Annotated in this window: 19 protein-coding genes and 1 other annotated feature; of the genes, 15 read left to right on the top strand and 4 right to left on the bottom strand. The window is 39.6% G+C overall.

Going from position 1 to position 25,884, the window contains the following annotated elements; genetic code table 11:
* Positions 1-217: 217 nt before the first annotated feature.
* Together ACUW85_RS06395 and ACUW85_RS06390 are read right to left on the bottom strand one after the other, a co-directional pair.
* A complete protein-coding gene (locus ACUW85_RS06395; RefSeq protein ID WP_048725816.1) occupies positions 218-1,156 on the bottom strand; it encodes a nucleoside hydrolase in 939 nt (312 codons plus the stop codon).
* A gap of 139 nt (positions 1,157-1,295) precedes the next feature.
* Complete coding sequence (locus ACUW85_RS06390; RefSeq protein WP_048725819.1) at positions 1,296-2,495, bottom strand: NupC/NupG family nucleoside CNT transporter; 1,200 nt, start codon at positions 2,493-2,495, stop codon at positions 1,296-1,298.
* Positions 2,496-2,734: 239 nt separating this feature from the next.
* Here ACUW85_RS06390 and clpX point away from each other — a divergent pair, with 239 nt between their 5' ends.
* From clpX to ACUW85_RS06330, 12 genes are all read left to right on the top strand, one after another.
* On the top strand, positions 2,735-3,991 hold the full coding sequence (gene clpX, locus ACUW85_RS06385) for an ATP-dependent Clp protease ATP-binding subunit ClpX (protein ID WP_048725822.1): 1,257 nt from the start codon (positions 2,735-2,737) through the stop codon (positions 3,989-3,991).
* A gap of 85 nt (positions 3,992-4,076) precedes the next feature.
* Positions 4,077-4,682: a ribosome biogenesis GTP-binding protein YihA/YsxC gene (gene yihA, locus ACUW85_RS06380; RefSeq protein WP_048725826.1), complete on the top strand. Its 606-nt coding sequence runs from the start codon at positions 4,077-4,079 to the stop codon at positions 4,680-4,682.
* Positions 4,683-4,782: 100 nt separating this feature from the next.
* The gene (gene dnaG / locus ACUW85_RS06375) at positions 4,783-6,678 is read left to right on the top strand and encodes a DNA primase (protein ID WP_259345401.1); all 1,896 of its coding nucleotides are present in this window, start codon (positions 4,783-4,785) and stop codon (positions 6,676-6,678) included.
* Between the two features lie 37 nt (positions 6,679-6,715).
* Positions 6,716-7,840, top strand: coding sequence for an RNA polymerase sigma factor RpoD (rpoD, locus tag ACUW85_RS06370; RefSeq protein WP_048725833.1), 1,125 nt, complete (start codon positions 6,716-6,718; stop codon positions 7,838-7,840).
* Between the two features lie 1,039 nt (positions 7,841-8,879).
* Positions 8,880-12,059, top strand: a complete 3,180-nt coding sequence (gene carB, locus ACUW85_RS06365; protein ID WP_149255916.1) for a carbamoyl-phosphate synthase large subunit — start codon at positions 8,880-8,882, stop codon at positions 12,057-12,059.
* Positions 12,060-12,165: 106 nt separating this feature from the next.
* Positions 12,166-12,387, top strand: a binding site (T-box leader).
* A 317-nt stretch (positions 12,388-12,704) separates the two neighbouring features.
* The gene (gene argB / locus ACUW85_RS06360; RefSeq protein ID WP_182023474.1) at positions 12,705-13,568 is read left to right on the top strand and encodes an acetylglutamate kinase; all 864 of its coding nucleotides are present in this window, start codon (positions 12,705-12,707) and stop codon (positions 13,566-13,568) included.
* Between the two features lie 15 nt (positions 13,569-13,583).
* A complete protein-coding gene (argF, locus tag ACUW85_RS06355) occupies positions 13,584-14,609 on the top strand; it encodes an ornithine carbamoyltransferase (protein WP_182023473.1) in 1,026 nt (341 codons plus the stop codon).
* Positions 14,610-15,650, top strand: a complete 1,041-nt coding sequence (gene argC, locus ACUW85_RS06350) for an N-acetyl-gamma-glutamyl-phosphate reductase (RefSeq protein WP_182023472.1) — start codon at positions 14,610-14,612, stop codon at positions 15,648-15,650.
* A 25-nt stretch (positions 15,651-15,675) separates the two neighbouring features.
* Entirely contained in the window at positions 15,676-16,947 is a 1,272-nt protein-coding gene (gene argJ, locus ACUW85_RS06345; protein ID WP_182023471.1) for a bifunctional glutamate N-acetyltransferase/amino-acid acetyltransferase ArgJ, read from the top strand.
* 9 nt (positions 16,948-16,956) lie between these two features.
* Positions 16,957-18,156 carry an acetylornithine transaminase gene (locus ACUW85_RS06340; protein ID WP_182023470.1) on the top strand — a complete coding sequence of 400 codons (1,200 nt, stop codon included), beginning with the start codon at positions 16,957-16,959 and terminating at the stop codon, positions 18,154-18,156.
* A gap of 438 nt (positions 18,157-18,594) precedes the next feature.
* Entirely contained in the window at positions 18,595-20,136 is a 1,542-nt protein-coding gene (locus tag ACUW85_RS06335) for an ATP-binding cassette domain-containing protein (RefSeq protein WP_182023469.1), read from the top strand.
* Between the two features lie 101 nt (positions 20,137-20,237).
* Positions 20,238-21,338: an FUSC family protein gene (locus tag ACUW85_RS06330; RefSeq protein WP_182023468.1), complete on the top strand. Its 1,101-nt coding sequence runs from the start codon at positions 20,238-20,240 to the stop codon at positions 21,336-21,338.
* 426 nt (positions 21,339-21,764) lie between these two features.
* Here the strand turns inward: ACUW85_RS06330 and ACUW85_RS06325 are convergent, their stop codons facing one another.
* Positions 21,765-22,025 (bottom strand): apurinic/apyrimidinic endonuclease family protein, encoded by a 261-nt coding sequence (locus tag ACUW85_RS06325; protein ID WP_182023467.1) that lies wholly within the window; start codon positions 22,023-22,025, stop codon positions 21,765-21,767.
* Positions 22,026-22,067: 42 nt separating this feature from the next.
* Positions 22,068-22,619, bottom strand: a complete 552-nt coding sequence (locus ACUW85_RS06320) for a DUF924 family protein (protein ID WP_182023466.1) — start codon at positions 22,617-22,619, stop codon at positions 22,068-22,070.
* Positions 22,620-23,065: 446 nt separating this feature from the next.
* Here ACUW85_RS06320 and ACUW85_RS06315 point away from each other — a divergent pair, with 446 nt between their 5' ends.
* Genes ACUW85_RS06315 through pepT form a run of 3 tightly spaced genes read left to right on the top strand, consistent with a single transcriptional unit; the run spans position 23,066 to position 25,868 of the window.
* Complete coding sequence (locus tag ACUW85_RS06315; protein WP_149314700.1) at positions 23,066-23,770, top strand: tRNA (adenine(22)-N(1))-methyltransferase; 705 nt, start codon at positions 23,066-23,068, stop codon at positions 23,768-23,770.
* Between the two features lie 12 nt (positions 23,771-23,782).
* Complete coding sequence (locus ACUW85_RS06310; RefSeq protein WP_048725870.1) at positions 23,783-24,598, top strand: Nif3-like dinuclear metal center hexameric protein; 816 nt, start codon at positions 23,783-23,785, stop codon at positions 24,596-24,598.
* A 13-nt stretch (positions 24,599-24,611) separates the two neighbouring features.
* The gene (gene pepT / locus ACUW85_RS06305) at positions 24,612-25,868 is read left to right on the top strand and encodes a peptidase T (protein WP_069285707.1); all 1,257 of its coding nucleotides are present in this window, start codon (positions 24,612-24,614) and stop codon (positions 25,866-25,868) included.
* Positions 25,869-25,884 lie beyond the last annotated feature (16 nt).

Here is a 25,884-nt window from a genome sequence, read left to right as displayed (position 1 = left end):
TTCGTAGTCCTTGTTGCTACAACATAATAATCTTCTTGCCTAAGGGCAAAAAAAAGCCATACACATAATCGTGTATAGCTTTTCTCTTTGAAGCTTATTTACATATTAATAAATACTAAATAACGTATTCGTGATATTTGAAATTATTTACCAACACTATTTGTAAAAGAACCAAAAAACCGAGCCTAAGCTCGGTTTTTTCGTATTGGAATAGCTATTAGAATGCTTTTACGATTGTGTCTAAGAAGTGTTTGTTATAGCCTTCAGCGTCAACGCCCAAAGCCACAAATACATTAGGTTCTTCATTGCGGTTTAAGGCAGCTTGATCTTGGACTAAACGACCTTCTTGTTCGCCGTATAAACTCTTGATGCGGAATGTTTCACCAGTCACCCAGTCACTCTTAAGGGCAACAGAGACGGCTAATGGATCGTGTAGGGCACAACCTGTTAAGTCTTCGTATGAATTTGCGTAAGCCTTAAAGTAATAAGTCACAATCTCATGGAATACTTCGGCAGCTTCAGACATTTCTAACCAAGGGGCGATATCAGTATCTGTGATTAGGGTACGTAAAGTCACATCTAAACCGATGACTTTAATTGGTAAACCGGAATCAAAGACAATGTTATTCGCTTCTGAGTCCTTCCAGAAGTTAGCTTCAGCAAATGGGCTTACGTTACCTGGAACTGTTAAAGCACCACCCATAGAAACAATCCCTTTAACTTTTTGCATAGCAGGTAAGTCTTTTTGAATGGCTAAGGCAACATTCGTTAAAGGACCTGTTGTCACTAAGACTAATTCTTCACCGTATTTGTTGGCAGACTCAATAATGAAGTCAATAGCGTCTTGGTCAGAAATATTGTTACCAGCAGGCAATTCGATATTTCCTAAACCATTTAAACCATGGAAGATACCAGATGCTGTTTCTTGGATATAATCTTCACTTGCCCCAAGTTTGTGGGAAGCGCCACGGAAAACTGGGATGTCTTCGCGGTCTAATAATTTTAATACTGCTGAGGCATTATGCACGCATTTGTCTACTTCAGCGTTTCCAAATACAGATGTAATGCCGATTACTTCTGCGTCCTCTTCGCCCAAAGCAAGTGCAATAGCCATTGCATCATCAATACCAGTATCAAAGTCTAAGATTAGTTTCATATTTAAACCCCCTATAAAGTTGGATATTTTTCAATATCTTATCCTATGTAAAGTATAAGACATTGTCTTTCAAATTGATAGAAGAAAGACAATGCCTTAGATAAGTTTATTTAAATTTACTATTGAGTTAGGTTATAAATTAGAAGAAGAAACCAACAACTGTTGATGAAATCATAGATACTAAGACAGAAGCAATGATTAAACGCCATGTATTATTTGCGACAACTTTTGCTTGTTTAGCTGACATAATTTTTATTGAAGCAATAATCATGCCGACAGTTGCGATATTTGAAAATGAGATAACGTAAGTTGACATCATTGCCATAGTTTTCTCTGTTACTTGTCCAGATACTGCTTGGACTTCACCTAAGGCTACAAATTCATTGGTTAATAATTTAGAAGCCATGATTGAACCAGCACTTACAATATCAGCACTTGGCACTCCCATGACATATGCAAGTGGAGAAAAAACATAGCCTAAAATGGTAAAGAAATCAATACCAAATATCAATGTAGCTAATGAATTAAGGAATGTAATTAAAGCTGTAAAACCAATCAGAGAACCAGCAATTGCTAAGGCAATTTGGAAACCACTAGAAATATAGTCACTTAACACTGAGAAGAAGTTCTCATCATCAATACCTTCATTTTCTTTAGCCTCTTCAATAGGATTAAAATCTACTTGATACGTTTGAGGGTTATAGGGTGCCATCAGTGAGACAATAATAAACGCAGCGAAAACATTCAATAGAATTGCAACAACTACAAATTTACCGTCAACCATTTGCATATAAGAAGCAATCGTTGTAGCAGATACACAAGAAAGACCCATTAACACAAACGTAAAGATTTGTTCAGGTGAAAATTTATCAATATAACGTTTAAGCGTAATCAAACCATTGGATTGGCCGAGCATAGCCATTATGATAGCAATATATGATTCATTTTCTCCCATACCAGTAATTTTATTAAGAATTTTACCGATATATTTAGCAATGAAAGGTAAAACGTTAATGTATTGAAGGATACCAATCAATCCAGAGATAAAAACAATTGGCATTAAAACATTTAGGAAGAAGATCCCGTAGTTTGTAGCTCCTTCCCCAAAGACAAATTCGGTACCGCCGTTTGCTTGTAAAATTAACCAGTTAAATAAACCTGATACACCTTCCAAAATCGCAATCCCAAAGCTTGTTCTTAAACCAACAAAGGCTAAAACAAACATAATAACTAATAAAATGCCTACTTGCTTAATGCGGGCGTTCTTACGGTCTTTACTAAGAAGTAAAGCAATAAATCCGATAACAATTAATCCGATAATTCCGCGAATAATACTCATAGTTATCTCCTTTTCTTATTTGTATTCAAATTTTGCACTGTTAATCATTATAAAATATCGGTCAATAAAATACTAGTAATATTCTGATGATTTCCGAATGATAAACCAAATGTAATTCTTAAATCCAAATACAATATAATAAGGCTGAATAAACCAATAAAATGAAGACTTTTAAATTGACTTGAGGTCAAGAATTTGGCACAATAAGGTGATGTAAAAGAGAAAGGAGAACGGATAGCATGTATAATGATGATGAACAAACAACGATTCACTGTTCTTTTTGTGGAAAATCACAAGATGAGGTAGACAAAATCATCGCTGGACCTGGCGTCTATATCTGTAATGAATGTGTAGCACTATGTCAAGAAATCATTGATGAAGAAGTTAGCCAAGAACGACAAGAATCTTATACAATGGTTGAACCACCAAAACCAACTGAAATTCGTTCCATCTTAGATGATTATGTTATTGGTCAAGATCAAGCTAAAAAAACTTTATCAGTAGCAGTATATAACCACTACAAACGTATTTCTTCTAATAACGAAACAAATGATGATGGGGTATCTCTACAAAAGAGTAACATCCTACTAATGGGCCCAACTGGTTCAGGTAAAACATACTTAGCTCAAACTTTAGCACGTATTCTTGATGTGCCATTTGCGATTGCAGATGCAACGACACTGACAGAAGCGGGTTATGTTGGGGAAGATGTTGAAAATATCCTAGTGAAATTAATGCAATCAGCTGATTTCGATGTTGAGCGCGCACAAAAAGGGATTATCTATGTCGATGAAATCGATAAGATTGCTCGTAAGTCAGAAAACGTCTCAATCACCCGTGACGTATCTGGTGAAGGTGTACAACAAGCCTTACTGAAGATTTTAGAGGGTACTGAAGCGAATATTCCGCCACAAGGTGGTCGTAAACATCCACACCAAGAATTGATTCAAGTGGATACAACAGATATTCTCTTTATTGTAGGTGGTGCCTTTGATGGTATCGAGCCAATTATTAAAGAACGTCTAGGTGAAAAGGTCATTGGTTTTGGCAATTCTTCAAACAACCATATTTTGAATGACAACGATGCAATTATGCAACAAGCCATTCCACAAGACTTACAAACTTTCGGGCTAATTCCTGAATTTATTGGACGTTTACCGATTATGGCGAACTTGAATAAATTAACAAAAGAAGATTTGGTCCACATTCTAACGCAACCTAAAAATGCCTTAGTGAAACAGTATCAACAATTATTGAAGATGGATAATGTGGAATTAACCTTTACAGATGAAGCTTTAGATGCCATCGCGCAAAAAGCTTTAGACCGTAAGACAGGCGCGCGCGGGTTACGCTCAATTATTGAAGAAGCTATGTTAGAAATCATGTTTGAAATTCCTTCACGAGAAGACGTTTCAAAAGTAATGATTACTGAATCAGTGATTAATGACGACATCGAACCAGATTTATTTGACTTAGAAGGCGAAAAAATCGCTTAATTATTGTTAATAGTAGCAGTGTATTAAATACAATGGGAAAGACTAGAATGAGTCTTTCCTTTTTGCGTCAGAAAGGGGATTTTTCATGGACGTACATAACGTTGAGTTTCTGATATCTGCCGTGAGGCCAGAACAGTATCCAGCACCCATTATTCCGGAAATCGCGTTAGCAGGTCGGTCTAATGTTGGGAAAAGTTCTTTCATCAACACAATGATCAACCGTAAAAAACTGGCTAGAACCTCTAGTAAACCAGGTAAAACACAACAATTAAACTATTATCAAATTGAAGATTTATTCTACTTTGTGGATGTGCCAGGTTACGGTTATGCCAGAGTAAGCAAGACAGAAAAAGCTAAATGGGGCGAGATGTTAGAAACGTATTTTGCTACCCGTGAAAATCTAGCATTGGCCCTATTGGTTGTTGACTTCCGTCATCAGCCAACAAAAGATGATATCCAAATGAAAGAGTTTATGGATTACCATGGTGTACCATATTTTGTCATAGCAACAAAAACAGACAAAATTAAGAAGAGTCAATGGAATAAACACTTAAGTGATATTTATAAAACATTAGAATTAGAATCAATCGATCAGATCTTACCATTCTCTGCTGAAACAAAGGATGGCCGCGATGAAGCGTGGGAAATTATTCAAGCTGTTTTAGATGGCGAATTTGAGGCTGAAGTATAGGCTGCAAATATTCGTAAAGAATATAGCCATATCGATTGCATTTTGATTTGGTTTCCGCTATATTTATTGTGAGTTTTTGCCGGCAAAAGTAGGTGATCAATTGGCGAATTTTATTCCAGAGGAAATCATTAATGAAGTTAAGAATAATGTAAATATCCTTGATGTTACCAGTCAATTTGTTGACTTACAAAAAAGGGGACGTAACTATTTTGGTTATTGTCCATTTCATGAAGAACGTACGCCTTCGTTCACAGTAAATGAAGAAAAGCAGATTTTTCACTGCTTCTCATGTGGTCGGGGGGGTAATGTTTTTCGTTTTATGGAAGAAATTGAAGGCTATTCCTTCCCCCAAGCTGTCCAAAAGGTAGCTGAAGCTGGGAATGTTTCGGTATCTTTCGATTGGTCAGCCTTAGATGATGGCAAACAAACAGCCAATTATTCAAGTGCGCAAAATCGACTCATCCAAATTCATGAAGAATTAAGGCAATTTTACCATTATTTATTGATGAATACGGAAAACGGTCACCAAGGACTAACCTATCTATATGATCGAGGTTTAAGTAAAGAAACGCTTGATGCCTACCAAATTGGTATCGCACCTGAAGATGGGGGCTTAGCTGCACAACATCTGTTAAACAAAGAATTTACCATTGAAGAGTTGCAACTTTCTGGTATATTTGTAGGCGACCAAGACCGGTTAAAAGATAGATTTGCTGGTCGTGTGATGTTCCCACTACGAAATCCCCAAGGGAAGACTGTTGGTTTTTCAGGGAGGATCTTGCCTGGCTCTAGCCATTATGAAAGTCATCCTGATGCAGCCAAGTACTTGAATAGTCCTGAGACAGAAATATTCGAGAAAAATACTTTCCTGTTTAACTTGGATTTAGCTCAAAATGAAGCCCGAAGAGCCAAAGAGCTCGTTTTATTTGAAGGTTTTATGGACGTCATAGCCTCACACAATGAAGGTGTAGGCAATGGGGTTGCATCGATGGGAACTAGTTTAACCAACAACCAAATTAAGGCTATTGAACGAACAAGTAAACAGGTCTTAATTGCTTATGATGGAGATAAACCCGGTCAAAAGGCGACCCTTCGAGCAATTAACTTGATACAAGATCAAAGTAGTCGTTTGAAGCTAAATGTGCTAGCCTTTGAGCAAAATTTAGACCCTGATGAATTTATTCAAAAGTATGGTGGCGAACGGTATGTCAATTTTGTCTTGAACAAAAGGTTGAGTCCGATTCATTTCATGAGGAATTATTACCGGCAGGAATTTTCTCTTGAGACTGATAATGGCAAGATCCAATTCATTAATGTGATGTTGGAAGCCATTGCTAAAATTCAACAAGCCATCGATCGGGATATCTATGTTGGAGAAATTGCTGAAGATACAGGTGTATCTAAAGATACCTTATTACACCAGTTAGAGAGTCGTAGTCCTAAAAACCAGTCACACCAACCCTACCAAACTGATGATAACGGCAACCAGAAGTCTTTTCCAACAAATACCAATTTTCAACCAAGTATTCCTGCTACAACAAGCAAGAAAAAGTCCCAGCTTGAAAAAAGTGAATTGCTATTACTATACCGTTTACTCTATAATAGTGAAACATGGTTACTAATAGCGAATAGGGATTTTCATTTCCAGTCTAGTGAAGTTGAAACGGTCTTTATGTTATTGTCTGACTATCGAGAAAATAATCAAAATATTGACGGTGAGATTGACCCTGGAGATTTCTTACAAGCCTTGTCAGGTGCTGAAGAACAACGTCTTGTAGCTGAAGTGATGAATATGGAAGTGGCACCAGATATAGGTGAGGGCGAAGTTGAAGATCTAATTTATAATATTCAAATTAAAGGTAATATTGAACAAAAAATGCAAACTTTAGACGACGAAATTGCTTATGCAAGATCGGTAGACGACTTTGCACAAATTAGCATTTTGATCAAACAAAAAATAGATTTGTTAAAGCAAATAAAAAGTCGCGGTAAATAAACTATTACAATTATTATTTATGTAAGGAGCGAATTGAATGGTAAAGAAAAAAGTGGACGGCGTAACACTTAACCAAGCTACAAAACAATTAATTGCTGAGAAAAAAATTATTGGTACAATTCAATATACTGATTTAAGCGATAAAATTGCACAACCTTTTGCCTTAGACGATAAAGGTATGGATAGCTTGATCGAAAAATTTGAAGATCAAGGTATTGCCGTTGTTGATGAAAATGGCGAACCAACATTGCGTCAAATGGATAAAGAAGCCGACAAAGAAGCAGAAAAAGTTAAGAAAGAGGAAGTAGATCCTACTTCTGTAGCTTCTGACGTTAAAATTAACGACCCAGTTAGAATGTACTTGAAAGAGATTGGCCGCGTAGAATTATTAACTGCGGACGAAGAGGTTTCTTTAGCACAACGTATTGAACAAGGTGACCCAGTAGCTAAGCAAGAATTAGCTGAAGCCAACTTACGTTTGGTTGTATCTATTGCTAAACGTTATGTAGGACGTGGTATGTCATTCTTAGATTTAATTCAAGAAGGTAACATGGGGCTAATGAAGGCTGTTGAGAAATTTGACTACCATAAAGGGTTCAAATTCTCTACCTACGCTACTTGGTGGATTCGTCAAGCCATTACCCGTGCCATTGCTGACCAGGCGCGTACTATCCGTATTCCGGTACATATGGTTGAAACTATTAATAAATTAGTACGTATCCAACGTCAATTATTGCAAGATTTAGGGCGCGAACCAACCCCAGAAGAAATTGGGGCTGAAATGGATTTACCAACTGAAAAAGTACGTGATATTCTAAAAATTGCTCAAGAGCCAGTATCATTGGAAACACCTATTGGAGAGGAAGATGACTCTCACTTAGGTGATTTCATTGAAGACCACGATGCAACTAGTCCTGCTGACTACACTTCTGCAGAATTATTAAAAGAACAATTAAACGAGGTCTTAGACACTCTAACAGACCGTGAAGAAAATGTTTTGCGTTTACGTTTCGGTCTAGAAGATGGTCAATCGAAAACATTGGAACAAGTTGGTCAACAATTTGGCGTTACCCGGGAGCGTATCCGTCAAATCGAGGCAAAAGCATTGAGAAAATTACGCCACCCATCTCGTTCAAAACAATTAAAAGACTTTTTAGAATAAGATTCTCAACCAAAAAAGCAGCCGAAGGGCTGCTTTTTTATTGCGAGTTTTTAAATTGTATTGACCATTAAGCCCCGTAATTCAAATGCCATTTGACACTTTACTTATCTCTCAGCATGCCATAACTAAGGAACCAATCTATTGCTTGAAATAAGACGATGACCTCCGTAGATTCCTTAACTAAGTTATATAAACAGCCTTGTAACTGGTCAAAATCACTAGACATAATAGACACAGAGACATCATTGTAGTCGGGTTAACCTTCACTAGGAAATTCGTCTGAGAATAATAAACTCTTGCCGTCAATGTCTAGGGCACCGCGCAGCAAATGATGGTGCTATGTTTTTGGTAATTGACCGGAATTTTCAGTATCTACCATAGCGCCATATTCAACTGCGACTAATATTTTACCACCTAGTGTTTCTTTATAGTAGGGCATTGCATCTGTGGCTTATCCATAGAAAAATAAGTAAGTGATTATAGTCATGATTCCACGCCTTTATCGTGACTCCTTGTTTAATTCAGTTTAGCAAATTTTAGCAAAGCCCTAAAATTTCACCGATAAATCAGAGGTTAAAAAAACACAAATTTGAAATATTGATAGTAAATCAAGGGGGACAAAGACAAAGATTGTATCTATTTGTTTTTTTATATATTCATATCAAGTTCATATTTTTCAACGGCTTATATAGAAAGAAGCGGGTTTTCAATAAAAAATATGGCTAAAAAGTTAGAAAAAGATGATGCTGTTTTCATTTTTTGTTTGACCTTCATATCAACATGCCGTAAAGTACGACAAAGGAAAAAATACTTCGCAATCAAAAAGCAGATGACAAGTTGGCTTCAAAAATCATTAAGGGTCATATCTGAGTCTGTGAAAAATGAAAGGGAAAGTATTTTAATTTTAATAAAGCCAATCGGCACCGATGTTTTTAATAAAATCCCACAGATTGCAGGTATGTAGCTTGAATTTGGGGTGTTTAAAGAAATTGGTGGATTTGGTGTGCAATCGATAGGTCATTAGAAAAGGGGAAAAATTATGCCAAAGAGAACAGATATTCACAAAATTCTAGTTATCGGATCTGGTCCCATTGTAATCGGACAAGCAGCCGAATTTGACTATGCTGGTACTCAAGCTTGTTTCGCATTAAAAGAAGAAGGATACGAAGTTGTCCTAATTAATTCGAATCCAGCGACAATAATGACTGATCGCAAGATGGCCGATAAGATTTATATCGAGCCAATTACTGAAGAAATGGTTTCTAAAATTTTATACGAAGAAAAACCAGATGCAATTTTACCATCACTTGGTGGTCAAACAGGCTTAAACATGGCTTTAACTTTAGATGCTTCAGGTATTTTAGAAGAATTAGATATTGAGTTAATTGGTACCAACCTTAAAGCCATTGACCAAGCAGAAGACCGTGAGTTATTTAAAAACTTGATGACTTCAATCGGCCAACCTGTTCCGGATTCAACAATTGTTCACACTGTCGATGAAGCGGTTGATTTTGCCAATAAAATTGGTTACCCAATTATTGTAAGACCAGCCTTTACCATGGGTGGTTCTGGTGGTGGTATCTGTGAAGACCAAGCATCATTAGAAAAAATCGTTAAGAACGGTTTGATTTTATCGCCAGTAACCCAATGTTTAATTGAGAAATCAATTGCCGGTTACCAAGAAATAGAATACGAAGTAATGAGAGATGGCGCGGGTGTTGCAAAAGTCATCACTTCGATGGAAAACTTCGACCCAGTTGGTGTACATACAGGTGATTCAATTGTGTTTGCCCCTAATCAATCACTTGATCAAGCACAAAATGACATGCTAGCAGATGTAGCCATTAAAATTATTCAAGCCTTAGAAATTGAAGGTGGCTGTAATGTACAACTTGCCTTAAAACCTGATACACAAGAATACTACATCATTGAGGTAAACCCTCGTGTGTCTCGTTCATCAGCCCTAGCTTCAAAAGCGACAGGTTTCCCCATTGCCAGAGTGGCAGCTAAAATTGCAGTAGGGTATCGTTTTGACGAATTATACAACCCTTACACTGAAACAACTTTTTCCGAATATGATCCAAAAAATATTACTTATACTGTTGCAAAAGTGCCACGTTGGTCAAGCGACAAGTTCAAAAATGCAGATAGAAGCTTAACGACGCAAATGAAGGCAACTGGTGAGGTAATGTCACTAGGTCAATCGATTGAAGAAGCCTTGTTGAAATCAATCCAATCGCTTGATAACGGCCACCCACACTTATTCGATGTGGATGCTGCTAAAGCGTCAGACGAGAAAATTTTAAAAGAAATTGTCGAAGTGAAAGATGACCGTATCTTCTACTTGGCAGAAGCGATTCGTCGTGGAATGACTGTAGAAGAAGCTGAAGACCATACGAAAATCCGCCCATTATTCCTGAAAGCTATCAAACATATCGTGGACATTGAAGCAGCGCTTAAAAATCAACCGCTAGATAAAGATGTTGTGGCAGAAGCGAAATTAAACGGCTTTGATGACCAAACAATTGCGCAACTTGCCAAAGTAACCGTGAATGAAGTGAAATCCTTTAGAGATGAACATGCCCTTGCACCTAATTTTGTCCCTGTAACCATCTGGGGTATGGGTGACTACGGTGAGGCAAGCTACTTCTTCACCTCTTATGCTGGTGAAAACAAAGTTCATACAGCTACTGATAAAGAATCTGTCTTAGTATTAGGTTCTGGCCCAATCAGAATCGGACAAGGAATTGAGTTTGACTACGCAACTGTTCACTGTGTTAAAGCCTTACAAAAAGCAGGGTATGAAGCCTTGATTATCAACTCTAACCCTGAAACAGTATCTACTGATTTCTCGATCTCTGACAAATTATTCTTTGAACCAGTTACTTTTGAAAATGTGATGGCTATTATTGAACGGGAGCAACCAATCGGTGTTATGATTCAATTCGGTGGACAAACTGCCATCAACTTGGCCAATGACTTGAAAGAAGCTGGTATCCAAATTCTTGGGACATCGGTTGAAGACATGAACCGAGCTGAAGATAGAAAATTATTCGAACAAGCATTAACCCAATTAAATATTGCCCAACCAGAAGGTGCTACAGCCTTAACCTTAGAAGAAGCGCTAGCTATCCCAGAAAAAATTGGTGGCTACCCAGTACTTGTTAGACCATCATTTGTCCTAGGTGGTAGAGGGATGGAAGTGGTTTATGACGAAGAAAACTTAACCACTTACATGAATGACGCCTTGGTTGAAAGTCATAAATTAAAACAAGAAGCGCCAATCTTGATTGACCACTACGTTCAAGGGATTGAAGTTGAAGTGGACGCCATTTGCGACGGCACGGATGTCTTTATCCCAGGTATCATGGAACATATCGAAGCAGCGGGTGTCCACTCAGGTGACTCCATGGCTGTTTTCCCTACACAAAGATTATCACAAGCTGTCATCGACCAAATTATCGATGAAACCATCAAAATTGGAAATGGCTTAGGCACAATTGGGATGGTGAATATCCAGTTCATCGTGGAAAATGATAAAGTCTTTATTATCGAAGTGAACCCTAGAGCCAGCCGTACAGTGCCATTCTTATCAAAAGTAACAGATATTGAAATCGCGCAAATTGCTACAAACGTGATCATGGGGACTAGCTTACAAGCGCAAGGCTATACTAGCGGGGTATTCGACTATACTGATGACCAAGTCCATGTGAAAGCACCGGTCTTCTCATTCACTAAATTAAATGGTGTTGATCCAGCGGTTAGTCCAGAAATGAAATCAACTGGTGAAGTGATGGGGTCAGGTAAGACATACGCCATTGCCCTACAAAGAGCCTTTGAAGGAGCCAACATTCAAGCGACTGAAGATGGTGCGATTGTCTTCAACTTGTTTAAAGCAGATTTAGGAGAAATCGAAGCGGACTTGACCAAGTTGCATAAGGCAGGTTACCCATTAGCAATCTACATCAATGACGCAGACGAAAAGCTTGAATCAGATAACTTTACAGTCTTCTCAAATACAGATGAGTTAAACCAATACATCACTGAAAACGATGTGCAATTAGTGGTGGATACAACGGGTAATGTGCCAGGGTATGAAAAAGGGTTGGCGACTAGATTAACTGCCATCAGCCAATTAGCGTCATTGTTTACCCACCTAGATACCTTTAAAGCCTATACGAAAGTTTTAGACGAAAAAGCGGTTGGCGCTAAGGTTTAATGAATTCTATGCAAGACAGTGATGCAAAAAACATATCACTAACTTAAAAAATCTCTGATAAAACATTTGACTTTATCATTATTTCCTAATAAAATAATGGAAATATTAAAGATCAAGTATGAAGAGAGTAAATGATGATTGGATTCACAGCGAGTTAGGATAGAGTGGAAGCCTAATATGACGACATCACTGAACCGCACTTCATAGATAAATTGGTGAAAGCAAGTAGCTAATTTCGCTGATGCAGCGTTAACAAAATCGAGTGAATTCAATTGTTTGTCAATTTGAGTTAACTAGAGTGGTACCACGGTTAAGCCTCGTCTCTATGTTCTATTTGAACGTGGAACGGGGCTTTTTTATATATAAATGAATCGTAGATAAAGAAAGTAAATTGGGGCGTATGCCAAGCGAAGTAGTGATGGTGTGAGACTACTGATATCAACCAATTGAACCGCGCTTTAAAGATTTCTTGTTAGGTTAAAAAACTGAACAAGGACGTGGTGTCCACGTTAGGATGAGAGATAGCCATTTTCCGGTGATTAAAATCAATGGAAAATGGCTAAGTAGAGTGGTACCGCGGTTTAACGCCTCTATATTTGCGAGATGCAGATGTAGGGGTGTTTTTTGATGAAATGGAGGAGAAAAGTGATAGAGATCAGTAAGCAAGATATTGAGAAGGCAGATATTTTAATAAATTCCTTGGCATATATTAAGGATTTTCACCAAAAAATTGTGGTGATTAAATATGGCGGTCATGCCATGATTTCTGAGGAAATGCGTCAGCGGGTGATTTCAGATATCGCTTGGCTGTCGTACGTTGGAATGAAGCCGATAATTGTCCACGGTGGTGGGCCAGAAATTAACCGAATGCTTGAAGTGCAAGGAGTTGAACCTCATTTTATTAATGGTTTGCGAGTGACTTCAAGTGACGTCATGCGGACAGTGGAGATGGTCTTAACTGGTTTGATCTCACCGAATTTAACCACCATGTTGAATGAGGAGGGCGTTTCGTCAGTTTCAGTTTCTGGTAAGGACAATAAAGTCATGGAAGCTGTGAAGAAAGATGAATCCCTTGGCCTAGTTGGCCAGGTGACCAACGTCAACACGGACTATCTCCACCAAATGTTAGATGATAATATGCTTCCAGTGATTTCACCCATCGCTTATGGACCCAAAGGTGAGAGCTTGAACATCAATTCGGATGAAGCGGCCGCTGCGATTGCTTCAGCTTTAAAGGCTGAAAAAATGATTTACTTGACCGATATTAATGGCATCTATGAAGATCCAGCTGACCCATCAACTTTATATTCCGTTATGTCTGCTGACCAAATCCAAGAAGCAATTGAAAACAAGATCATTACTGGTGGCATGATTCCTAAAGTGGAAAATTGCTTGGGTGCCATTCAATCAGGCGTCCATTCTTGCCAGATTATCGACGGCACTATTCCCCACGCTATTATCTTAGAATTATTCACTAAAAACGGCATTGGCACCATGATTACAGCTTAAAAAGGTGGTTTACACATGAACTTACAAAATAAAAACTTTTTAAAATTACTGGATTATACGAGTGCAGAAATCGAATTCCTAATCGACTTCGCCTTGCATTTAAAAAAATTGAAAAAGCGCAACATTCCACATGAATACTTAAAAGGCCAAAATATTGCCTTATTATTTGAAAAATCTTCCACTCGAACCCGGGCCGCCTTCACCGTAGCGGTCAACGATCTAGGCGGCCACCCTGAATACCTTGGGGCCAACGACATCCAACTCGGTAAGAAAGAATCTGTTATAGACACCGCAAAAGTTCTTGGCTCCATGTTTGATGGCATCGAGTATCGTGGTTTTGACCAGGATGCAGTCGAATTATTAGGCGCCCACGCTGGTGTACCAGTTTGGAACGGCTTGACCGATACCTGGCATCCAACCCAAATGATTGCGGACTTTATGACTATCAAAGAAAGTTTTGGTTGTTTAAAAGGGCACCACTTAGTCTATCTAGGTGATGGTCGTAACAATATGGCCAACTCTTTAATGATTGCTGGGGCCAAGTTGGGCGTTGACATTACCATTGCGACTAGCTCACAATTACAACCTGAACAAGATATTCTTGAAACCGCTCAAGACATCGCTAAAGCAACAAATGCCAAAATCACCGTAACAAATAACCCAGTTCAAGCCGTGAAAACGGCCAACATTATATACACAGATGTCTGGGTGTCAATGGGTGAGGAAGCGACCTTTGAAGACCGGATCAAGCAATTAATGCCATTCCAAGTCAACAAATCATTGATAGACCAAGTTGAGACAGCGAATTGCATTTTCCTACATTGCCTACCTGCCTTCCATGACGTAGAAACCACTTACGGCCAGCAAGTCTTAGACCAATACGGCTACCAAGAAATGGAAGTGACAGATGAAGTCTTCCAGGCCGATTACGCCAAACAATTCTTACAAGCAGAAAATCGCTTGCACTCAATTAAAGCCATCATGGCAGCTACAAACGGCAACTTATTCTGGCCAAACAATAATGACAAAGGAGGCGATTAGGTGATTAAAGTAGGGATTATCGGGGCAACTGGCTATACAGGTGAAGAATTAATCCGCTTGTTGGTGACCCGACCAGATATTGAATTAACCACTTTAACTTCGAGAAATGAAGTGGGAACTAAGGTTCAGGACTATTATCCTCATTTCAAGGGCTTAATCGACCAATCCTTCGTGGCTTATGATCCAAACCAAATTTTCGACCAGGTGGATGTCTTATTCTTGTGCTTGCCGCACGGGGTATCCATGGAAATCGCTAAAGCAGCCCAAGCGCATGACGTCAAGGTGATTGATTTGGGGGCGGACTTTAGACTGAAGGATAGCCAAGTCTACCAAGAATATTATGGCATTCCACAAACAGAACCTGATTTACTTGAACAAGCGGTTTACGGTTTGCCTGAACTTTACGCAGCCGACATTCAAAAGGCAGATTTAATCGCCAATCCTGGCTGTTTTGTGACCTGCAGTTTGCTCGCCTTATTGCCAGTAATCGACCAAGATTTCATTCGAACCGATTCAGTAATTATTGACGCCAAAACAGGTGTCTCTGGGGCAGGCCGGTCTGCCAAGGTAGCCAACTTACTGACTGAGTTAGGTAACAACTTTTACGCTTACAACCCTATGGCCCACCGCCATATTCCTGAAATTGAGCAGACTTTAAATAATGTCGCCAACAATCAAGTCACTGTTCAATTCACCCCGCATTTGTTACCAACCGAACGGGGCATTCATGCCACAATCTATGTGGACTTAACTAAAGACATTAATGAAGACCAAGTCCGTCAAATCTATCAAGATTATTATCAAGACAAATACTTTATTCACATCCTAGGCCAAGACCAATTGCCACAAATTAAAGCGGTTCGGGCCAGCAATTTTGCCCAAATCCAAGTCAAAGTCGATCAAAGAACCAACCGGTTAGTGATTTTTGCCGTTATAGACAACCTAGTAAAAGGGGCAGCTGGTCAAGCCATCCAAAATATGAACCTAATGTTTGGCCTAGACCAAACGACTGGGCTTACCCAAGTCCCAATCTTCCCATAACCATTAATGAAAGGAGTTTGAATACATGTCACAAAATCAATCACCGACCTCAATAAGTAGTGAAAATGCTGAAATACATTCCTTAACTAGTCAGGCCATTTCTGGAGGCCTTTGCGCCATTGAAAATGTCTGGGTGTCTGGTGTCCATTCTGGTTTCAAACACCGCAACAAAGATTTAGCCCTGATTTATTTTCCAAAAGGGGCCACTATGGCAGGGGTATTTACTAAAAATGCCATCCAATCCCATCATATCAAATATGATAAAAAACGCCTGAATGAACAGGCTACCTTTAAAGCCATTATGATTAATTCCGGAAATGCCAACACCTTTAACGGACCAAAAGGAGATACCGATGTTCAAATTATGGCCAACACACTTGCTAGCAAGCTAACAATTCAACCAGATGAAATCCTGATTTGTTCTACAGGTGTTATTGGTGTACCAATGGACCTGAGTAATTTCGACGACCAAGTGGACACATTAACCCATAATCTGACAGACGGTGATTCGATTCAAGCGGCTGAAGCCATTATGACTACGGACAACAAAATTAAGCAAGCAGCTATTGCCTTTGAAATCGAAGGGCAACCCGTTCACCTAGCGGCCATTGCCAAGGGGTCAGGTATGATTCACCCGAATATGGGAACCATGTTGTCTTATATTGTGACTGATTTAGACCTTGGCCAAGAAACCTTACAGCAATTACTGAAAGAGTCTGTTAACCAATCTTTTAATAAGATTTCAATTGACGGGGATACTAGTCCCAACGATACCGTCCTTCTGGCATCTACCAACAAAGTCTCAGTTAAGCCAACCAAGCAAAATATATTGATTTTCCAAGAGAAATTGACGGAAATCTGTCAAATGATGGCTCAAGAAATTGTGGCCGACGGGGAGGGGGCAACGAAATTTGTTACCGTTGCTGTGAAAGGCGCTGCGAGTCAAGCAGACGCTGAAGCGATTGCCAAACAAGTAGCGACATCCTCCCTTGTGAAAACAGCTGTTTACGGGCAAGACGCTAACTGGGGCCGGGTATTATCAGCCATTGGCCAATCCCAGCCAGACTACCTCGACCCAGCCAAAATTCAGATCAGTTTCATTTCTGAAAAGGGAGAGATTTTAACCTGCAAGAATGGTCAGGGGCTAGTATTTGATGAAGATTTAGCCTATGAAATCCTATCTGAAACAGAAATTACCATCCATATCGATTTAGGCCTCGGCAATAGTAAGACCGCCGTTTGGACCTGCGATATGACTGAAGATTACATCAAAATTAACGCCGACTACCGGAGTTAGGAGGAGCATATGACAACACAAAATCTCAATACGCAAGAATTGATTGCATTAGGACAAGAAGTCACCATGCACACCTTTAACCGCCAAGAAACAGTTTTGGTCAAAGGCCAAGGTCCCTATGTTGAAGACCTTGATGGGAAAAAGTACATCGATTTCATTTCTGGCATCGCCTGTAACGTATTAGGGCACGCCGACCAAGGATTCGTCGATTTTATTACCAAGCAAGCGGGCAATCTGATCCATGTGTCCAACCTTTTCTGGAATGAAAATGGGGTAAAACTAGCCGAAAAATTAAGCCAAGTTTCAAATCTGGACAAGACTTTCTTCGCCAATTCGGGGACTGAAGCCAATGAAGCAGCTATTAAACTGGCCCGTAAATGGGGGACTGAGAACAAGGGGCCGGATGCCTTTGAAATTATTTCCATGAACCAATCTTTCCACGGTCGGACCTTGGCCAGCTTGACAGCAACCGGCCAAGAAGACATGCACACCGCCTTTAAACCCTTGCCAGTCGGCTTTAAATATGTGGCATTTAACGACGTTGACGCTTTAAAAAAGGCAGTTAACAAGAATACGTGTGCCATTTTGCTTGAGGTCATCCAAGGAGAAGGTGGGGTCAATGCCATTACGCCTGAATTCGTGTCTGCTATCAACACACTGCAAAAACAAGAGGATGTCCTAGTGATTGTAGATGAGATTCAAACAGGAATTGGTCGTACTGGAACCATGTTCTCCTTCCAACAAACGACTTTAATTCCAGATATCATCACCCTAGCAAAAGGGTTAGGTGGGGGCTTACCAATTGGGGCTGTAGTGGCAAAGGACCAAGTGTCCGACCACTTTAAACCAGGTGACCACGGCACTACCTTTGGTGGCAATCCATTAGCTACAGCAGCGGGCAACTACATCTTGTCAGCCATTGAAGACCAACAACTTTTGAAAAATGTGAAAGTTATATCTGCTTATATCAAGGATCAATTACAATCTTGGCAATCCCCACTAGTAGAAGAAATTCGTGGTCAAGGGTTTTTGATTGGGTTGAAAGTCACTAAGCCAGTTGCCCAAGTGGTTGCGGCGGCGGCAGACCAAGGTTTGCTAGTGACTTCAGCTAAGGATAACGTCATCCGTTTACTACCCCCATTAAATGTCACAAAAGATGTGGTAGATCAAGCTTTAGCAAAGTTGAAAACATCTCTTGAGGGCGAATAAGGCTAGTAGATACCTATAAGAATGTCCTTCTAAATGATATTTAATAGGTTGACTTACCCTCAAAATCCTGGTAAATTGCTTTTATAACATAACAATTTCAAAGAAAGGTCAGGTATCAAGTCCAATGAAGTTATAATCCTACTTTATTTAAAATAGTGAGCGAGAAAAACACTGACGTTAGTGTTTGTTTAACCTGGGCTATTTTGGTAGGATGAAAAAACTTTGGACGGATACTAGGACCTTTCTTTTTTGTGTGCATTTTTAACATTGGAGAAAGTTTATCGGAATATGCAAGCGGGCCTATATCTAGGGTAATACAATAGACCTAGATTTGGTTGGCATCGTCATTCTTCAAGTATTCATGTTCAATATTTGTCCTACTACAGAACAATCTAGTAGGGCATTTTTTGTGCCCAAAATAATAAAGGAGGTACATACATGTTACTAATTACACACTTAACCATGACGCAAGCTAGCACTCTATTCACCGTGATTGACGACTTATCATTTGTGGTAAACCCTGGTGATAAGGTCGCAATCATTGGCGAAGAGGGCAACGGGAAATCATCGATTCTAAAATATATTGTCGGGGATGAAAGCATTCAATCTTATCTTGAAATTACCGGGCAAATGGCCAATCATTTTACCAAGTTAGCTTATTTACCTCAAGCTATGGCAAATGAGGACCTAGCAAAGTCATTGGAAAATTATTTTTTCAGGAGTCGGGATTACGCAGATGTGGATTATCAATTGCTCTATCAACTGGGTAACCAGCTAGATTTTGATGTGGACCGGATTTATGATCAGCAGTTAGTGGGGGACCTGTCTGGGGGTGAGCGGATCAAGTTACAGTTGATTGACTTGTTGATGGATGAGCCGGATTTGTTGTTGATGGATGAACCGTCTAATGACCTAGATGTCGAAACCAGTCTCTGGCTTGAAAAATTTATTCAGCAGAGTGACTTGGCTATGATTTATATTTCCCATGACGAGTTGTTGCTTAAACGAACCGCCTCCCATATCCTGCATGTAGAAAGATTGACCAACAAGTCGACTGCCCGCTCAACCTTTGTAAAGGACAGCTACGAAAATTACCTGACCCACCGTGACCAAGAGATGTCCAATCAGGAGAATTTAGCCAACAAGCAGCGGGAAGAAGACCAAAAACGGATGGCGAAGTTTAACCGCGTGCACGATTCAGTAGACCACCAATTGAACAATACCAAGGATTCTACTGCAGGACGACTTCTTGCTAAAAAGATGAAAGCTGTCCAATCTATGGACAAGCGATTTGAACGCGAACGGGCCAAATTTGTGGACCATCCAATTAAAGAAGCGCCCATTCATATTGAATTTTCAAACGTGAACCCTTTAGGCAAGAGCCAAGTTGTCGTGCACTTAGACGACGGTCAAGTAACCATTGATGACCGCATTTTAGCCGACAATCTGAAATTGACTGCTAAAGGCCAAGATAAGATCGGCATTATTGGGCCTAATGGTATTGGCAAAACGACTTTTCTTCGTCAACTTTGGCATGATTTAAAAGATGCTAAAGGCCTTCAAGTGGGCTACATGCCCCAACAATACAGCGAGGAAATTCCTGATGACCAAACCCCTATCGAATTTATGACTACCACTGGGGACAAGGAAGAAAGAACACAAATCATGACTTATTTGGGTAGTCTCCGCTTTTTACCTGAAGAAATGGACCAACCAATAGCTTACTTATCCGGTGGGCAAAAGGGAAAACTCATCTTAGCTAGTTTGGACCTCAAAGGCTATAATGTCTTACTCTTAGATGAACCGACTAGGAATTTCTCAGCTTCTTCTCAACAAGAAATCCGTACGGTTTTCAATGATTATCCCGGCGCTATCATCACCGTTTCCCACGACCGACAGTTTTTAAAATCAGTGTGTGACACAGTGTATGAATTAAGTTCTGAGGGATTTAAAATCGTTGACCATGTCAATCAATGGTAAAAAATGAAAATGTAGTGAAAACTTTCATGGTATAATGGAAGGGCAACCGGATGCTGGCTGATATAAAAAAGGCAGGTCCGGTATTTTTTGGAGGAGACTACATGCGTTCATTTATTAAACAAACATTATTATTAAAACCCTCGCCAAATGATCATCTAGAACGGGTATTAGTCGCTGGTTTTTGTACCTTGATTGTCAATTTAACCGGTTATTTATTGGGTATGCCTGGGATTAATGCTACATCTAGCTTAGGCTTATTTACTTTTTTACATTTTCAATCTTTTGAAGGTAGCCGGACCATTAAACGGATGGTTTTTGTGGCCATGACCTTGATGGTGTCTTATACAGTCGGCTTAATCATCGGACAAATCCCTTTAATTGCCCCTATAGCTATTGGGTTGGTAGCCTTTTTTGCTAGATTGATCTACCGAATTTACCGGATTGATAAGCCAGGAGACATCTTCGTTATTCTAGTGATGGCAGCGGCAGCTACACGAGATATACCACTCAATCAAATGCCTGTGCAATTGCTTGAATTTGCCTATGGGATTGTCGTTTCCCTAATCATGGCCTTTCTATTAGTGAAATACCTGCATTTACCTAAACAAACCTTCACCTTCACCTTCCATTTGAAGGAGGCTATTCGACAAGATCCACGGATGGTGGTTGATTCTTTCTATTATGCAAGCGTCTTATTCTTCGCTTCTTATTTGAATATTGTGCTCGATCTGAGTCCTTATTCATGGATTATCGTGTCTTGTTCAGCCATCCTACAAGGAAACACTCTGGAAATTATTTTAAATAGAAGCTTCCAAAGGGTTTTCGGGACCATCGCCGGACTGGCAACAGCTGCTTTAATCATTATTATCCCAATCCCGCATATTTTACGGATCGGTGCAGTCGTTATTTTATACGTATTGGCAGAGTACTTTATCCCGCGCAATTATTCAATGGGGATTTTCTTCGTGACCAATATGGTCTTGATTCAATTAACCTTCCAAAATCCAAATCTTGGCTTTGACTATCTTAGCTACCGATTTGAAGGTATTGTCATTGGAACCCTGATTGGTTCATTGGCCGCTTACTTGCAATATTATCTATACAGATTTTACAGTCAGTCTATCATTCAATATAGGACCTATGATTATAAAGAGAAGATGGCCGAAGAGGTTAATCACCACGATCATCATCTATTTAAATAGTCTCCTACCCTGAGGATTGTCCTTTTTCCGGATAATATTCAGGGTATTTTTGTACTTTATTCAATTTAAATTAGGGAATAAAGTCATTACCATTGACGGGAATACCAAAACCTTCAAACTCACAGACTTTTCGAACTATATTAAATAAGTCTATCTGATAACACTTAATCAATAAGGTCAAAAATTTGAATAGATGGCTATAGGATAAAGGCGCAAGAACTTGTTGGCGGGGAGGCTGACCAAGCTCTTACGTCTTTGTTTATTGTTGGTGATGAATTAGTATTCAATATTCAATTGGTATAACCAAGCTTTTAATGTTGCTACACTGTCTAAGAAACCTTGTTTTTGGTCTTCGCCAGGTACAAATTCAATGAGCTAATGATGTTTGTTTTGGGATCCTTCTTCCCCGGCCCAAACGCGAATGATTCACGCATCAACTATTTGTACGATTTGGATGAAGGGCTCGAAATCATCGAATGACCCAAGTTTGTAGTAGGGCCCGTAGGATGAAGTGGTTAAACTAGCTTCTTGCATTAATTGAGCGACTTTCTCGGCTTGTGCGATATCATTTTTGGGCAGGTGGTTATCGCTACCCCATTCAATAGCTTGAATGCCGGCTTCCTTGGCTAAATCGATGATGTAGTCGACGGAATCGTCTCTAAAGGTGACTGAACATAATCCAATCATTTAAAAACCTCCTATGTAGTTTGCTTTTACTTAGATAAATGTTTAAAATGAAGAGTTTTCTTGGGTCAGGAATTCAGCTTCTTCAGCGGTAGTTTCGCGACCTAGCACCTCATTGCGGTGTGGATATCGGCCGAACTTGTCGATGATGTTCTTGTGTAACTTTTCGCAGTATAAATTATTCTCGTTGCCAATTTCTTGAAAAATGGTTAGCGTCCATTTGTGGACGGTTTTAGATTCAGAATGCATAAAAGGCATAACTGCGAAGATTTTTTCTTGCTCGTTAAATAAGTCATTAAAAGCTGGATGATGATACAAGTCTTGTGACAGGGCAAGAGCCATTTTATCTTGGGAAAATGACTTGGCAGATCCACGCCAGAGATTGCGGGAAAATTGGTCTAAGACAATAATTTCAGCCAAGCGTCCATAAGGATCATCGCGCCATAGCCAAAGTTCATTATTAGCAGCCGCTGTCCAAGTATCTAGAAACTGGTAGCGGATTGTGGTATCAAAATTATTATCTTTTGCGAACAACAAGTCTGCATTTTCAGCTGTAAACCAGAAATCTAGCACTTGTTGTAGGTTTTTAATAGCCATAAAATACCTCCGTTCATATTAACTACAGTCATTTGTGATTTTTGGAACCATCGCATAGCTGTTAAATGTTCATTATTAGTATATAATAAAAAGTATAATCAATCACAAAAAACACATTATATAGGAAGAAACGATTCAAATATATCTTGTGGCAGATTGGCTCAATAGAAAAGAGTTATTGATAAAGTGCTTGGGTAATCGATTAATATCCGCGAGCACCTCTATCGTGCTAAATGATTGTGAATAAAAATAAAAAACTTCCAAGTCCTTATTATTAAATGAAAAGTCGACATTGGAAGTTCTTTGGTGAAACGACCGTTTATCTGTCTCATAAAATTTCTTGTAAAGTAAAAATTATCTTGTTATTTTACGAGGCAAATCCCTAAAAAACACCTGAATCTTTGTTATAATTGTTCTGTATTGAAAACGAGTGGAGAAGATAAATTATGAATGTAAATCACTTATCAGACCGACTAGCATCGGTCGCATCTTTTGTGAAAGATGGCGCGCGGCTGGCAGATATTGGGTCAGACCACGCTTACTTACCGGTCAATTTGGCTAGTCAAGATAAAATCACTAGTGCAATTGCTGGTGAAGTTGTGGCAGGACCTTTTCAGTCTGCCCAGCAAGAAATTGCTCGTCAGGAATTAGGGCATAGGGTTGAAGCGCGACTTGGAGACGGTTTAGCGGTTATTGAACCATCAGACCAAATTGACACCATTACCATTTGCGGTATGGGCGGCGCTTTAATCGTGGATATTCTAGCTCAAGGGTTAATTGACGGAAAATTAGCGACTAATCCGCGTCTTATTCTGCAACCAAATGTGGCAGAAGACAAGGTGCGTCAATGGTTAAACACCCATTCTTATGAAATCGTTGATGAAGCGATGATTGCTGAAAATGGTAAGTTTTATGAAGTGATTGTGGCGGATTACCGAGATAACCTACAACAAGAATTGACCAGTGACGATATTTTATTTGGCTTATTTAACAAAGAGAAATATGCAGCTATTTTCCAGGAAAAATGGCAATTAGAATTGAAACGGACAAACTATGTATTAGACCAACTTGAACAAGCCAGCAACCGCGATGAAAGCAAGATTGCCCGTTACCAAGAATTGAAGGCAGCGATACAAGCACAATTAGCTTAAGGAGGCATTGATTTGTCACTCACAATTAAAGACTTTATCCAGCAGTTCCAAACTTTTGCACCAGAATATTATGCGGTTGAAGGGGACCCAACTGGTTTACATTTTGGTCATCTCGACCAAGATATTCACAAGATTTTGGTGACCTTAGATATTCGCCCCGAAGTGGTTGAAGAGGCTAAGAAAATTGGAGCGGATTTCATCTTTGCCCACCATCCACCCATTTTTAAACCGGTGAAACGCCTAACGGAGGATGATCCGCAACAAGCGATGTATGCGGAAATTATTCGCTCAGGTATTGGGGTATACGCGGCTCATACCAATTTGGATGCTGCGCCAGCTGGGATGAATGCCTGGCTTTCTGATTTATACGAGGTTGAAAACGTAGAAGTTTTGCGAACCCATACGATAGATGAAACGACCGGGCAAGCGATTGGTATTGGACGCATCGGAGATTTAGCTGAACCGATGACACTTGAAGCTTTCGGTGAATTTGTGAAAGCAAAAACGGGCGTCAATGGTTTAAGGATGGTGGTTGCTGATAAAGATAGACCTGTTAAACGGGTGGCTATTCTAGGAGGTGACGGCGGTTCTTACTTCGAGGATGCACTGGCTAAGGGTGCGGATACCTTTATCACTGGTGACGTTTACTACCATACCGGCCACGATATGATTGCGGCGGGCTTGAACGTGATCGACCCAGGTCACCATTTTGAATCAATCGTAAAATCTAAAATGACAGACATGTTTAAGCAATGGAACGATGAAAATAACTGGCAGGTTGATGTAGTTGCTAGCCAATTAAATACGGATCCATTTACATTTATATAGGAGGAAATACTGAATGACTTATCAAATTAAAGACCAAGAATTATTAAACCGCTTTGTGACTTATGCAAAAGAGAATACGCGCTCAAACGAGGCGAATGCGGACCAAGTGCCTTCATCACCAAACCAAGTAGCATTCGCTAAGAAATTAGCTAAAGAATTAACGACTTTAGGATTTTCAGATGTCTTCTACAATGAAAAAGACTCATTTGTCACAGCAACAATTCCTGCAACAGATGACAGCAAAGACTACCCAACAATCGGTTTCTTTGCCCACGTAGATACGGCAGATTTTAACGCTGAAAATGTTAACCCACAAATCATTGAAAACTATGATGGCGGCGTAATTCCTTTAGGTGATTCTGGCTATGAATTAAATCCTGCTGAATTTGAATCATTAAACAAATATGTCGGTCAAACTTTGATTACAACGGATGGGACAACTTTACTTGGTGCAGATGACAAGGCGGGTATCGCTGAAATCGTTACCGCTGGTAAATACTTAATAGACAATCCATCCATTAAACATGGAGAAGTGAAAGTGGCTTTTGGTCCGGATGAAGAAATTGGTGTTGGAGCTGACCGCTTTGACGTTGAACGATTTGGCGCAGATTTTGCCTACACTATGGACGGTGGCCCACTAGGTGAATTAGAATTTGAAACTTTCCATGCGGCTTCAGCAGTGGTTGAAGTAGCAGGTAAAAACATTCACCCAGGTTCAGCGAAAGATTTAATGATCAATGCCTTACAAGTGGCTATCGATATCCATAACCAGTTACCAGAAAATGAACGTCCTGAAAATACAGAAGGACGCGAAGGTTTCTTCCATTTAATGGGTATGGAAGGGAATGTAGAAGCTGCTAAAGCCACTTACATTATCCGTGACCATGACCGTCAACAATTTGAAAACCGTAAGGCATTAATCCAAGAAGCTGCAGATAATTTAAATGCATTTTATGGTAGTGACATTGCCACAGTCACTTTAAATGACCAGTATTACAACATGGGTGAAATTATTAAAAAAGATATGCGTCCTGTGACGCTTGCTGAAAATGCATTTGCTGCTGTAGATATCCAACCAGATATTATTGCGGTTCGTGGTGGTACCGATGGGTCTAAATTGACTTACATGGGACTACCAACACCAAACTTATTTGCTGGTGGGGAAAATATGCATGGTCGTTTTGAATATGTCAGCCTAGAAACGATGGTGAAGGCAGCTGAAGTTATTCTAGCCATCATTGAAGGTGCTGGCGATTACAACAATCTATAAAATACTATTTTTAAAT

It is taken from the genome of Aerococcus sp. 150760013-2 (assembly GCF_053627715.1).
This window is presented reverse-complemented; position numbering and strand designations above follow the sequence as displayed.